Annotated in this window: 15 protein-coding genes; 4 read left to right on the top strand and 11 right to left on the bottom strand. The window is 48.8% G+C overall.

Annotated features, from left to right (window positions below; genetic code table 11):
• Positions 1-34: 34 nt before the first annotated feature.
• The 3 genes from MKQ70_RS25170 to MKQ70_RS25180 form a co-directional block, all read right to left on the bottom strand.
• Positions 35-415, bottom strand: coding sequence for a hypothetical protein (locus tag MKQ70_RS25170; RefSeq protein WP_248075159.1), 381 nt, complete (start codon positions 413-415; stop codon positions 35-37).
• Between the two features lie 62 nt (positions 416-477).
• Positions 478-1,056 carry a hypothetical protein gene (locus MKQ70_RS25175; RefSeq protein WP_248075161.1) on the bottom strand — a complete coding sequence of 193 codons (579 nt, stop codon included), beginning with the start codon at positions 1,054-1,056 and terminating at the stop codon, positions 478-480.
• A gap of 94 nt (positions 1,057-1,150) precedes the next feature.
• Positions 1,151-3,523, bottom strand: coding sequence for an SLBB domain-containing protein (locus tag MKQ70_RS25180; protein ID WP_248075163.1), 2,373 nt, complete (start codon positions 3,521-3,523; stop codon positions 1,151-1,153).
• 609 nt (positions 3,524-4,132) lie between these two features.
• Between MKQ70_RS25180 and MKQ70_RS25185 the strand changes: the two genes are divergently transcribed.
• The 4 genes from MKQ70_RS25185 to MKQ70_RS25200 all read left to right on the top strand — a co-directional run bounded on the left by MKQ70_RS25185 (position 4,133) and on the right by MKQ70_RS25200 (position 6,329).
• Entirely contained in the window at positions 4,133-4,633 is a 501-nt protein-coding gene (locus MKQ70_RS25185) for an RNA polymerase sigma factor (RefSeq protein ID WP_248075165.1), read from the top strand.
• Between the two features lie 212 nt (positions 4,634-4,845).
• Positions 4,846-5,082 carry an NUDIX hydrolase gene (locus tag MKQ70_RS25190; RefSeq protein WP_248075167.1) on the top strand — a complete coding sequence of 79 codons (237 nt, stop codon included), beginning with the start codon at positions 4,846-4,848 and terminating at the stop codon, positions 5,080-5,082.
• Positions 5,034-5,378 (top strand): isopentenyl-diphosphate Delta-isomerase, encoded by a 345-nt coding sequence (locus MKQ70_RS25195; protein ID WP_282456702.1) that lies wholly within the window; start codon positions 5,034-5,036, stop codon positions 5,376-5,378. Before MKQ70_RS25190 ends, MKQ70_RS25195 begins: the two co-directional genes overlap by 49 nt.
• 147 nt (positions 5,379-5,525) lie before the next feature.
• A complete protein-coding gene (locus tag MKQ70_RS25200; RefSeq protein WP_248075169.1) occupies positions 5,526-6,329 on the top strand; it encodes a hypothetical protein in 804 nt (267 codons plus the stop codon).
• 464 nt (positions 6,330-6,793) lie between these two features.
• Here MKQ70_RS25200 and MKQ70_RS25205 read toward each other — a convergent pair whose 3' ends face one another.
• The 8 genes from MKQ70_RS25205 to MKQ70_RS25240 all read right to left on the bottom strand — a co-directional run bounded on the left by MKQ70_RS25205 (position 6,794) and on the right by MKQ70_RS25240 (position 13,375).
• The gene (locus tag MKQ70_RS25205; RefSeq protein ID WP_248075172.1) at positions 6,794-8,194 is read right to left on the bottom strand and encodes an RtcB family protein; all 1,401 of its coding nucleotides are present in this window, start codon (positions 8,192-8,194) and stop codon (positions 6,794-6,796) included.
• A gap of 295 nt (positions 8,195-8,489) precedes the next feature.
• Positions 8,490-9,065 (bottom strand): DinB family protein, encoded by a 576-nt coding sequence (locus tag MKQ70_RS25210; RefSeq protein WP_248075174.1) that lies wholly within the window; start codon positions 9,063-9,065, stop codon positions 8,490-8,492.
• Between the two features lie 566 nt (positions 9,066-9,631).
• On the bottom strand, positions 9,632-9,772 hold the full coding sequence (locus MKQ70_RS25215) for a hypothetical protein (protein ID WP_248075176.1): 141 nt from the start codon (positions 9,770-9,772) through the stop codon (positions 9,632-9,634).
• 13 nt (positions 9,773-9,785) lie between these two features.
• Positions 9,786-10,007, bottom strand: coding sequence for a hypothetical protein (locus MKQ70_RS25220; RefSeq protein WP_248075178.1), 222 nt, complete (start codon positions 10,005-10,007; stop codon positions 9,786-9,788).
• Positions 10,007-10,711, bottom strand: coding sequence for a radical SAM protein (locus MKQ70_RS25225; protein WP_248075181.1), 705 nt, complete (start codon positions 10,709-10,711; stop codon positions 10,007-10,009). Before MKQ70_RS25225 ends, MKQ70_RS25220 begins: the two co-directional genes overlap by 1 nt.
• A gap of 65 nt (positions 10,712-10,776) precedes the next feature.
• Positions 10,777-12,555: a MutS-related protein gene (locus tag MKQ70_RS25230; protein WP_248075183.1), complete on the bottom strand. Its 1,779-nt coding sequence runs from the start codon at positions 12,553-12,555 to the stop codon at positions 10,777-10,779.
• A 108-nt stretch (positions 12,556-12,663) separates the two neighbouring features.
• The gene (locus MKQ70_RS25235) at positions 12,664-12,828 is read right to left on the bottom strand and encodes a hypothetical protein (RefSeq protein WP_248075184.1); all 165 of its coding nucleotides are present in this window, start codon (positions 12,826-12,828) and stop codon (positions 12,664-12,666) included.
• The gene (locus MKQ70_RS25240; protein WP_248075186.1) at positions 12,791-13,375 is read right to left on the bottom strand and encodes a hypothetical protein; all 585 of its coding nucleotides are present in this window, start codon (positions 13,373-13,375) and stop codon (positions 12,791-12,793) included. Before MKQ70_RS25240 ends, MKQ70_RS25235 begins: the two co-directional genes overlap by 38 nt.
• Positions 13,376-13,383: the final 8 nt, after the last annotated feature.

Genomic DNA, 13,383 nt, shown 5'->3' on the forward strand with positions numbered 1-13,383 from the left:
CTGTAAAACCTTCTGATTGCTAAAGCAATCAGCACTAAAAACCCGCTAACATGCCTCCTGTGATTATACCTTTAACCTTGCCAAGCCGAATTTTTTTAAGCGGGAACACCGGAGTATCTATGATCTGAATAATTGGAGTTTCCTGAGCCATTGTCAATTTACTAAACTCAAGATTTTTAATTACCTCAGCGTACATTGTTTGCACTACCATTTTATCTCTTGTTTCCATCTCTAATGGAACTCTGGCCAAACTCCTGGCTGGATTTAAGTTTAAGTCTTGGGCTGCAGCGGTAGCATATGTTTTCCTGTTTAACAGCCTTTCCAGTGAATCTGCCTTAGTCTGTAAAACGTCGACATTCGCTTTGGAGCGCTGGGTTTTAGTTTTTGTATAAAAAGCGGTAGCAACATCTACCAAACGCTCGCAAAACAATTTTGCGAAGTAGGGATCTGCCGAAGTAACACTTACAGCAATAAAACTCAGTTTTTATCCGGCTTTCCGACATTCAGTTCGGTTTTAACCAATCGATCATAAATGAGGAGCATTATGCTGTCCTGATAAAACGTAAAAGAAGAACGCGCTACGTCAGGATTGTACGAAATCGTTGATAGTTCTCGTGAATCTTTCCATTGATCCCGAAAACCATTAGCAGTTAAGTAATAGTCAGCCAAACTTTGCTCCTTTCCTTTGATGTTTACTTTTGAAAGCAGCGCCTCTTCCACAATTAGTCTTGATTTTAAAAACGCAAGAATGTTATCTCCGGAGAATACACCACTACTCGCACCGCCTCCTAAATCAAAGCCCATTTGACTTGCAAGCCCCATAATATTTCCAAGGCCGGGACCTTTACTGTCTTCGAGCACAAATGTAAGTTCAGCGGCATATTTCGTGGGTTTAAGTATGGAATAGGACAAGCCGACTAAAGCTCCAACCAAACCGCCGATAAGGATAATTATCCAGTTACGCAAAAAATACCGGTACCAATCGATTAACATTTGAAATACGACTTTTACCGGAATTTCATTGCTATAAGGGGCCTTTTCCTGCAATTGCTCCATAATGTTTGAGCTTATTTTATCTTATCAAGAATTGTAACGATGATCAAGGCAAATGACGCTATTCCAGTGGTTAGTCCAACAACTTCAGCCCCAGTCAAGCCCTTGCCTTCCTTCTTTGTCGGCACATAAATTTCGGCGCCAGGCTTAACTTTGGGATAACTATTAAAAACAACACCCGTTTCGTACTTTTCACTTCTCCATTTGCGTAAACGACGTAACTTTTACGCCTAAGGCCCGAGCTTGTGAAACCACCCGCACCACGAACATAGTCTCTGAACGTGTAGTTCTTATCAAAGCGAACTTTCTTCGGAAAATATACTTCGCCAAACATTTGCACTGTCTGCATACGTTTCGGGATGCGTATCACATCACCCTCTTCTAAAAGCAGATCATATTTCGATCCGGGATTCTCCAAAACTCTTTCTAACTGTATGCCTAAAAGCTGCTCCTTTTTGGAAATCGTATTTTGAACTTTTGATATCGCGGTGGTATCCTTCAGCGAACTATAAAATAAGTCAAGTTTACTACTCAATAAAGCACTATCACCTTCGTTCAAAAAGGTTTTTCTCAGTAATACGGCACCTTCCGCGTAGGCCTCTTGCCGCAGCCCGCCTGCCCGTTTCAACAGGTCAGAGATCCGTTCAGCCCTTGAATTGATCGTATACCAGCCAGGGTATAGCACCTCTCCATCCAAATACACATTTCCCTGCTCATTATATATCGGTGATCTTCTAATCGTAACCTCATCAAACGGTTGTAATACAAAACCTGCGTTCTCAGATCGCAGGTCCGGCGTAATATCGAACTGTCTGATAATTGCCAACGTCGTATCCGTCCCGTTGTATGTTACGTTCCGCAGCCTACGCGATATTTCCACGTGCTGCAATGAAGCCGCATCTCTTAATCCGCCGGCCAATAAAATCAAGTCTTCCAGGTGCATACTATCTGCATAAGCAAAATATCCACCTTTGTTCACCTCACCGGAAATCTTCACCTGGTACGACTCTTTTAAATCCGCCTTGTTGAAGATAAACACGCTATCCTCCCGCTGCAGCACCTGTGATTGTGGCCCGCTCAGCACCTTCTCCACATCAAATGCCACATAAGCGGGCGAACGATCGGCCTGCAAACGCCGGATCAACCCCCGATTAAGCGCCGCCTCTTCACGTACCCCGTCCGCTTTTTTAATCAGGTCTGCCAGCGTCATGCCCTGCGTGAGAGCATAGTCTCCAGGATGAAAAACCGCACCAGAGATAGTAACCCGGTTCGTATAGGTATTCAAGATAGAATCCACATAAAAACGGTCACCGGATTTCAAAGAGAAGCTCCCAATCTGGGACGAAGGTACGGTCAATACCTCGCGTTCCTTTTTATTAATGCGTTGTACATTTATGTTATCGCGGTAAGCCAGATCAGTATAACCACCCGCAAAATCCAGGATCGTCTGCAACGTTTCGCCTTCTTTGGCTTCAAAAATAGCCGGGCGCTTTACCTGTCCGGCTAACTCCACGCGGGTAGTATAGGGGTTTACGCGTACAATGTCCTGGTCGCGCAATACCACATTATTAGTTAGGTCGCCTTTAGACAAAAAGTCGTAAAGATCAAAAGTGGCGATCAGCTTACCGTTACGGATTACCCGGATGTTACGGAACGAACCATTTTCAGTGGGGCCACCCGAAACATACAGCGCATTCGCCACCGTGGCCAGCGAAGGCAAGGTATAAGTAGCCGGCGCCATCACCTCACCGATCAGCAATACTTTAATAGAACGGATATTACCCAGGGATATGCTTACAAAGGTATTACCCGATCGGATACCGCCGTAGATAGTGGCCAGCTGTTTGGTAATGCGTTCTCTCGCTTCGTCCATCGACAGGCCATTTACGAATACCGGCCCGAGGTTAGGGATTCGGATGTACCCCTCTGGCGTTACCTTCAGCCGATGCTGCACTTCCGAGTAGCCATACACATCAATCAGTATTTCATCGCCCGCAGCCAGCTGGTAATTGCCTGGCGTAGCCATACGGAGATTGGGTTCGAATGAAAGATTTTTATTGGAGAACAATTCTGAACCAAATATGCGGCGACGACGTTGCAATGCTTTTAATTCGTCGTGAGTCATCGGCGTGCTGGTAGCTTCATCCACTGTACGCGTATCGGAATCTGTGACGGTATTGTCGGATTTTGTAGTAGTTGTCAATTCCTTTTCGAGGTTGAGCGCCACGATCCTTTGTTTCAGTTTCTGCACCTCAGAGGCAGGAATTCCCTTCTGCTGTGCATACGCATCAATCTGCGAAATGTCCATTTTGTTCCGCTTCATCTCCGCCACAATCTGCCGCACCTGGTCGTCGCTCAGATTTTCGACTTTCATCTGCTTCATGGCTTCAGACGACATAGTGGATACACGGGCGTTAACACACAGGGTAACAAGCACGAACAATTGAAGCAACAAAAGTTTTTTAATCATAAGACGTATAACTTCTCGAATTTTGGAAACACATTTCCGCCCCAATTGGGATTGGGGTAGTAAAAATGCAGGCAAATTTATTAAAAATAGCAGATAAATGTCAGGAGATTGAAAATCAATTCTTCTTCTACACTCAAAACGACCTGAACAAGAAACATGTTATATTTAATACGATATGTACAGCAAAATAAATGAGCACAATAAACACCTACCGCAGATAAACATTATTACCAGCCCCCAAACGCTTGTTACAACATCTAACATTGGATAATACTAGTTTCGCTCTAAAACAGCACAAACCCCGCCAATCCTTGTCAAAATCGAAACTCCCCGAACCATCCGCCCCCAATTCCCGTATATTCATATAACAAAATCACCACGCATCTGTATAAATCTTAATTCATATCCCAAAATAGTTAAACAACTTAAAGATGCGCCCGCTGCTACAATAGCACATTTGTACTTTTTAGTTGTCATTTTTACAGTTGATTTCTAGCACTTTAAACGTCTTTTGCACCTTTGTGTGATACAAAAAAAAGCCGTCTGTTTTCTTGGGCCGTAACGCTTTTTTGTTTAAATTAGTATTGTAACCATTTAAACACTATCTATATGTCATCCGCTGAATTTAACACCCTATTACTCAGCAATGCTGATTTCCTCAAACCATTCGCGATTACCCTCACAAAGGACGCGGAATCAGCCAAAGACCTGTACCAGGAAACCATGTTCCGGGCCATTTCCAACCAGGAAAAATACCACGCCGGAACAAACATCAGGGCCTGGCTGTACACCATCATGAGGAACATATTCATCAACAATTACCGGCGAAAGAGTAAACAACACCTCTGCTTCGACAATTCCGGGAACGACTTCCTCCTCAACTCGCACCAGGCCATTATCTGCAACCAGGCCGAGTCGGGGCTCCGGGTTAAGGACATCCAACTTGCCGTTCACCAGCTGCCGGTCATCTTCAAAAAGCCCTTTTTATTGTTTCTCGACGGGTTTAAGTATTTCGAAATCGCAGATATCCTGCACGAACCCCTCGGAACAATTAAAAGCCGCATCCACTTCGCCCGGAAGATGTTGAAAGCGCAGGTGATGCACCACTAACACCCAAATAAACAAACCACCGTATCTTATCTATTCTTCAAGTACCGTTAATTAACCCAGACAACTGTAGATCATTTTTACGTAACACCCGAAAAACAATCGTATTTCTTCATCAAAAACACGTCACTACTGCTGCCAACCAGCAGGAAATGCTTTTATCAAACAGGAATAAGCGTAACTTAGGCTTTGTTAAACTTAACCCGTAACCGCCTATGTTAAGCGATACGATCGCCGCCGCCGTTGTTTTAGTTAATGAAAACGACGAGCCGGTAGGTACCATGGAAAAGCTGGAAGCCCACCAACGAGGTTTGCTGCACCGCGCCTTCTCTGTTTTCGTGTTTAACCAACGCGGAGAAATGCTGCTGCAACAACGTGCCGCCGGCAAATACCACTCTCAGGCTTGTGGACCAACACCTGCTGCAGCCATCCTGCGCCCGGCGAAAGGGTAGATGCGGCCGCACACCGCCGGCTGGTAGAAGAAATGGGATTCGACTGCCCCCTGCAGGCAGCCTTTAATTTTACGTACCGTGCCGAATTTGACAACGGGCTCATAGAACATGAATTCGATCATGTATTCGTTGGCCGCTGGGAGGGAGAAATTACGCCCAACCCCGAAGAAGTAGGCAGCTATCGCTATATAACGCTTACGGACATCCGCAGATGGATGGCGGAGCGCCCGGAAGATTTTACGCCCTGGTTTAAGATCGCCCTGCCGGAAGTAGAAAAGTACTTCCAGCGCTTGTAAAGTTTTTTTAAGTCATCTTTTATTCTTCTTTTCAGCCGCAGTTGTGTCACTCACTTCAGCCGCATCACTTTACCCGTCACAACACACATTAACATTTTCTGTATCAACCCTTTCGTAAATTAAGGATTCAACAAACCGAATATACGAATGGGTATCATGAACTCCGTTATCAAGTTCACGGGACCGCTGGACGACGTTATCGCCTACAACGTAAGAGGCAAAATACGCATGCGCCGACGGCCCAAAAAGGTACGCCAGACCGGCGCCACCAAACGCGCCGCCCGCGACTTCGGCGCCGCCAGTCATGCCGCCGCCGTTATCCGCAAAGGCGTAAATGCCGAAGTACAATTGTACCGCGATCACACCTTCCTCAACCGCCTGAACAAGGCCATGGTCGGCGTCGTTAAGTCGGACCTCGTCCGCAACGCGGGCCGCAGGCAGGTGACCACCGGCAACCTCCATGCGCTCGAACACTTCCGCATCAACCAGCATTGCGGCGTAAGCTGCCACTACACCGTACAACGCCTGTACGACGGAAATTTGCAGGTAACACTCAGCAACTTGCTGTCACAGTTCAATTCCAAAGTGCGGCACATGCAGTTCCGCGCGTTCGCGCTCTTCCCGGACATAGAACGTGGCCAGTGTGCCGCCGCCACCAGCGAAATCGTTACCCTCAGCTTCGAGCAGGCCAGCGATATCACTGCTTTCTGTCTTACCATCCCCGTTGCGCACAACGGCGCCGCCATCGTAGTACTCGAGGCCATCGCCTGCGTAGAAGACTGTGGCAAACTGCGCCACATGGGATATCGCGATTACAACGCCGCGGATATCATCGCCATCGTGCCCGCCGCTAAAAAACAAACCGGCAAGCCCTCACAGCCGCCGGCATCCAACGAATCCCTTCCACCGTCCGCTCCCGGCAATACGGCAAAAGGCGCTAATCCCGGCTAGTTTAATAGCTGTTGATCATGGTCGCCTATAACGTACAGGCGGCCCGCCCCCTTATGCCCATACCCCTCAAAATGCCTCCTTTCGCTTACTTTTTACCTTCCACACCGCCCATCAACCCTAAAAACACCTGCTAATCGCGACAAATTTGTGCGCGCGCACCTGATCGTCGGCATTTTTGCACAAATCCGCATCAACACCGGATCTAGTCCACCTTAAGTCCACCTTATCTCCAAATACAGCGGTCTTATAGCTGCTATATATCCGCCTTTATCTGGTGCTTAGCCCGATGTTAGCTGCTGTTTAATGCAGTCTGGCTCCGATACGGGATGGCGTCGCTACTTGTTATTCACGCTCCGGCGAGCTGGCGTCGCCGCGAGCACCTCGTCCCTCCATACCAATACCAACTGCCACCCCGACAAACAAAAAAGGCCGCCCAAACAGGCGGCCCTCCTTATTATTGGTACTTACTCCCCATCAGCCATCCTCACAATAGTCGGCTGAAAACGGGCGAGGACTTTCACCAGGTCGGTTTGCGCCCCCATTACTTCATTAATGTTTTTATACGCCATCGGCGCTTCGTCCAGGCCTCCGCCAATCAGCGTTACGCCATGGTCTCGCAGCATTTTATCCATCGCGCTCCGTGTTACGGACTGCATCGCCGCGCTCCGCGACATCGCTCTACCGGCACCATGCGATGCGGAATCCAGCGAAGCGGCTTCACCGCGACCACGCACAATGTAACCCGGTGCGGTCATAGAACCCGGAATGATCCCCAGCACGCCTCTACCGGCTGGTGTAGCGCCTTTACGGTGCACGATCATCTCCTTACCATTATGCTTTTCCTTCCACGCAAAGTTGTGGTGATTTTCCACCCGGGCCAGTATTTCGGCGCCCATGGCTTTAACCAACCGTTCGTGAATCAGATGATGACAGGCCGAAGCATAATCTCCCGCCAGGTTCATCGACAACCAGTATTCCTGTCCTGCTTCGGTATCCATATCCAACCACGCCAGGTGCTGTACTTCCCGCGGCAGCGGACACAGTTCCTTCGCCAGCCTGGTATAATGGCCCGCAATCTGCGCGCCCATTCCACGGGATCCGGAGTGGGTTAAGATCGCCGTGTAGTCACCTACCGGCAGGTTCCATTCGTTGTTAGGATCAGTGATCTGCACCACTCCCCATTCCACGAAGTGGTTCCCGGAACCGGAGGTTCCCAGTTGTCCCACCGCTTTATCGTGCAGGAACTTCAACAGCGGCAGTTCCCGGAACTCTTTACGTTCTAACACCGCGGCATCGGGCGTATGTTTCCAGGCAGCACCGGCGCCGAATTTGGTATTATCGGTCAGCACTTTCACATACTTCTGGTACTCGGCCTGCTGTTGTTTCACCGGCAGGTCCGGGATGGACAAGCACATCCGGCAACCAATGTCCACCCCAACCCCATAAGGGATCACGGCGTTTTCAGTAGCCAGTACGCCACCGATCGGCAAACCATAACCATGGTGCGCATCCGGCATCAGTGCACCGGCAACCGCCACGGGCAGCCGTACCGCCTGTTCCATCTGGCGGATGGCGGCAGAATCAATAAATTGCGCGCCATATACGGCGTATTGTATACCGGTATCACGCAGTTCCCGGGCTTCTTCCTCTTTCTTTTCTACCAGGCGTGCTGCGATCTTCCCTAATATTTCATCTTGTTCGTAAGCCTCCGGTTCGGCCAGTACTTTGGACAGTACCGCCAATGCATCTTCCATGGTGGAATGCTTGTAATGCGATTCCATTACCCCAATGGCGATGCTGATCACGGGGCTTTCGGGATAACCAATGTTACGGAGGTCTTTACCTCTCAGTTTTAATTTTGCCATTCGATATTTATTGATGAACACGCGGCAATTGGCTTTACCGGTGTGTTAAATGTAAGGTGATTTGAAGGGCGGGTACGGGCAACAAAAAGGCCCGGCTTTTTATCGCCGGGCCGTTATATGTAGTCGTTCACTATTATTTATAGAAACGCGCATAACCTGCCCGGGACCCGCCTGTCGTCAATACGGCGCGAAGTCATGTTTATGTTAATCCGGGTCATAGTTATTTGTTTTAAAGTTTGATAAGTAAGCACACACGGGCGCTGAATTGCAATCACAACCCGTGTATACGTTTATGTTAGGAAGCCAGTGCCTCAGCTTCTGACTCCTCAAATTGTGCTTCCAGCTTCTGCATCTGGCGGATGTGACGCTGGATATGCTTGGTGAGGAAATAGATGTACTGGTATATATCCAGTTTGCCGAGATTATTCACACTCATATTGATGCTGACCAGCCTTCCTTCCCCGTTTTTCAGCAGGGAGAGGTTGTACATGCACTGGGCATATTGCTGTTTCAGCAGCGCGCGTACTTCGGACATCGCTTTCAGACCGGTCGGCTCCATATGCTCGGGCCGTACCCAGTTGAAGCTGCCGTCGCCAATTTCGTCGAGTTCGCGGAACTTTTCTTCGTAGTTGGCAGGGGGCATCACGATCAGGCCATTTACACGGCGATCCAGTGCGCGACGGGTGCTTTTGTTAATAATCAGGAGCAAAAAATAGTTGGCTAAACTGATGTGCTCCAGTACTTCCCTGGCATTCCAGTGGTCTAACGTGGGTTTGAAGTGCAGCAGGGAATGATCCTGATCGAACCAGCGATCAATCTCCCTAAAGTTTTCAACCAGGGCCTCTCTTACAAGTTGTACTACATTTCTCATGGGCTCAAGTTTTTGGGGGCAAGCCACTTCTTAAAAATTAAAGCGCGTACCGGTTAATATATAATTACTGTTCCATCCTATGTTTTCGTGTCGGCCTCTAAAAGAAAAAACCCGGCCAACTTTTTCAGCGGACCGGGCATCTATAATGAAAAACCTTTGTTTACATCATAATATACCTCACCCGCCCGGTTTTTTGAATAAAAACCTGCATCCATGTCTTTCGACAAGCGTTCTGCGACAGTGAATAAATCAACTCCTTTTGCATCATCACGTATAAAAAAGAGGTCCCACATTCCTGCGGGACCTCTTTGTTATATCTTCAAGTAATTTTTTTACTACTTAGTATTATAACATGCCCGCTTCCCCGCCGCCAGCTTTGCTTGCGTGCGTGAATCGATCTGCTTCATATATTGACAATTGTGTAACACTTCTTTTTACTGCTATTCTATTTAACTCTGCAACAAAGATAGCATCTTTTTTCTATGCTACACAATTTTTGCAAGTAAAAAAATCGTTAATTGAAAAAAATTTCTTAAACCGGCCGCTTACGCCCTTTTAAATAGCCCTTAAAACAATTTCAACTGCACCTGCGGCCGCTCAAACGCCGATGTATTAAACTCAAACTTCTCCAGGTTCAACCCAAGCTTCTTCGTATGTATCCGGAACTGCTGGCTGATCATCTCCGAAATATTGCCACTGCCCTTCATCCTGCGGCCCCATTCACTGTCGTTTACTTTCCCCGTGCAGTCCTTCCACCATATGCCATACTTTATCCGCCCGGTCGGGGAAGTTTTTATACAGCCAATCATTAAAAATCAGTTTAACAGCATCGTTCAGCCGCGCCACCGTGTAACCCGCATACTTAGCGCCGTTCTGCGCCGCCATTTCCAGTATCTGCGGCATTTCATGATCGTTCAGCCCGGGAATTAACGGCGCGGTCATTACGCCCACGGGAATACCAGGTCACAGAGGTCCTTTATTACTTTTAAACGTTGTAATCCGGTAGCCGTACGCGGCTCCATCTTCAGGCGCAGATCTTCCTGCAGTGTGGTCACGGAAATGAATACACACACGAGGTTTTGTTCGGCCAGCCGTTGCAGTATATATTTATCGCGCAGCACCAGTGCATTCTTTGTGATAATGCCTACAGGCTGCTTATACTCCAGAGCTATCTCCAGCAGCTGCCGCGTTATCCACATCTTACGTTCCAGCGGCTGGTAGCAATCCGTATTACCGGAAAGCGACAACGGCTTGCACGACCAGTTCTTGTTATCCGGGAACTTCTTCAGCAACTCCGGCGCATTTCTCTTTACTATAATCTTGCGCTCGAAATCAAGCCCGGCACTAAAGCCCCAGTACTGGTGCGAGTTACGCGCATAACAGTAAACACATCCGTGTTCACAGCCCTGGTAAGGATTAATGGAATACCACATCCCCACATCCGGACTATCCACCTTATTTACCAGCGTTTTGGCATGTTCTTCAAATATTTGCGTAGGCACATCGGCCTGCCACCACTCATCTATGCCCTCTGCATGCTCCTGCTGGTAATCTCCTTTCAGGAAACGGTTTTTCGGATTAATCTGCGCGCCTCTTCCTTTGTAATATGGGTTCTCGGAAGGATTATCGTTGAACGGCAAAGTCATTTTTACTGCTAATAATTTTAGTAAAACTAACTAATTTTATTAGTATGTAAAAATTAATTTTCCGTTTAAATGATTTCCATTTGCTGCATCAGGAACGTGGCATTTTTATTCCGCGCCACCCCTTCGCGCATGCGGTAATCAAAGTGCAGATCGCCGTTTTCAAGGCTGCTTTCGAAACAGAAGTTGCGGATAAATCCCGGATGTTGCTGCTCCAGCGCGCCCAGCTCCAGGTCGTGTGTAGCAATCATGCCCAGGCAGTTGTAGGAAAGGAAATGTTTGATCAGTCTCAGCGAACCGGTGAGTTTATCTTCAGAGTTCGTTCCCTTTAAAATTTCATCCAGGATGATAAATGCACGCTCCCCGGTTTTCAGTATTTGTATGATATGTTGCAGGCGTAATAATTCCGCCTGGAAGTAGGAGGTATGCCGCGCAATGGAATCTTTAATGCGCATCGATGTCATAATACGGGCCGGCGTACAGGTGAAGCTACCCGCGCAGACCGGCGTACCCTGCATGGCCAGCAGAAGGTTTACGCCCACGCTGCGCAGGAAAGTACTTTTGCCCGACATGTTAGACCCTGTAATGATCAGGAACTGCGCCCCTTCGCCGATCTTCACCTCATTGGTCACACATTCGGAAGCCGGTATCAATGGGTGCCCGATCGCAGTGCCACTCACCGTCGCAGCACCATCTTCCACATGCGGGTAGATGTAAGACGGATGGTTATAAGCAAAAGTGGCAAAGCTGTTCAGCGATTCAAGACGGGCAATTACCTCCAGCCAGGAAGGCATGCGCAGTTTGTATCTTTCTTTCCAGTTTTCGAGCGCAAACGCGCAATGGATATCGTACAAAAACAAGAGGTTCACCACCACCGCTATCAGTACATTTAATCGCTGGTCAAGGAGGTTGCCCGTCCGCGCCAGCTGCCGCAATGCCACATCCGCCTCGTCCGCCGTGTGCTTGTACTGCTTCAGCAAAGCCGACTGCCACGGCGCTTCCCGCACCTGCTCCAACATATTCGCAAATTTGTGCAACACCCGTTCTTTACTACCCAGGTGTATATACATCTCATTCACCTTTTTCACATGTGTAGCCAGCATTGCGGCATTCACCAACAGCAACAGCGATACGGGAAAATAATTCCCGCTCATTGCCCAATACACGATCGCCGCCAGCATCAACACCGGTAATACCAGACTCGCCACACGCAGCCAGCGCTTACCTACGAATTGAGAGGGCATATCGAACCAGCGTTGCAGCCCCCGCACATCTTCCGGCTTTTCCTGCGCCATGATAGCTTGTGCGGTATAGAGCTGCCTGAGGTCCAGTTGCGGCGCCAGCTCCTTCACCGCCTCCTGCAGCTCGTGAACGGCTGCCGCCTGCTGTACCGGGTGCTTCAATGCCATGGCCAGCGCACGTTCGCCCATCAGCGTACCGGTACGGTTAATATGTTGAAACAGCGACGATGGTCCAAATACGTCCAGGTCGCCCGCAAAATCATGTTGATCATCTATAAATGCCGAGCCGTCCGGGAAACCCGCAGTATTCGTGGTCGCCAGCGCCAGTTCTTTTTCGTTCAGGTCGAGCAGGGTACGGGCCAGCAACAGCTTATCCTGTGTACGCTGATACCGCACCAGGGAATACACGAAAACGACGATGAAGCCGAATATGACCAGCAGCCAGGGGGTAGAAAAATCAGTCGTAAAGTATTCGTATCCTGCGCCAACCGCCAGCAGGAAACACGCCAGGCGCACGAAACTCAGTAGCCGCAGCTGTTTTTCCTGTTGTTTAATGGCCTGGGCCAGTTGCTGTGTCTTTTGTTGATAGGTATGTGCTGGGTTCATAATTTCCGGTCTCCTTGTAACAGCAAATTAAGGGAATTACGGTCATAAAAAAACCACCGGACGTCCAGGGGCGCCGGTGGTAACCAAATCCAAATACAAGAAAGGAACTTAGTTCACAATGTTTTTACCATCTATTTCTTTGCCGTAACGATCTTTGGTAGCGCGGGCAGCCTGCGACAGCACCCTTATCAGCTGGTAAGACGTTAACGGCCGGTCTTTATACACACCCAACGTTTCATCGCCCACCACCGGGGTAGTACAGGCGACGACCATCCATGCCCGTTTCGATGAAAGCCAGCTGCAGTCCCGGCACGCTGATCAGCCCGAAACTTTGCCCCTGGCTTAGTTTACGTGCATTGTTCACGACTGCGGCATGCCCCTGGTCAAATCCCGCGATCTGCCAGCGCTCACCCATACCTGTTATTTTAACGGTCGATTTTACCGCCCCCTGTACCGCCAGCGGGTACACCAGTTCCTGCTGTCCCACTTCCTCATAACGGGAAAGTGGATTAAGTGTATCTACCGCGGCAGCACTGTCGGCCGCCAGCAGTTTATCGAAACTCAGTACCTGCACCTTTACCGGCTCTTCGGCCTTCGCTTCTTTAGCTTCCGCTACGGTAGCAAAGCCAAAGGTTTTAACGTGCGCGTCGGTGAGTTGCTGCAGGTCTCGCAATGCTGCATCCAGCGCTTTTTGTGGAGAATTCATAACGATGGTAGTATCATTCGGACCGCCATTACCGCCCGAACGCCCGCCGGTACAGGCCAGCAAACATAGCAGGAACGCGGCCGGCGATAAACGATATATTGTCTGAAGTTTCATGATCGTGC

Origin of the sequence: Chitinophaga sedimenti (assembly GCF_023156195.1) — a bacterium.
GTDB lineage: Bacteria > Bacteroidota > Bacteroidia > Chitinophagales > Chitinophagaceae > Chitinophaga > Chitinophaga sedimenti.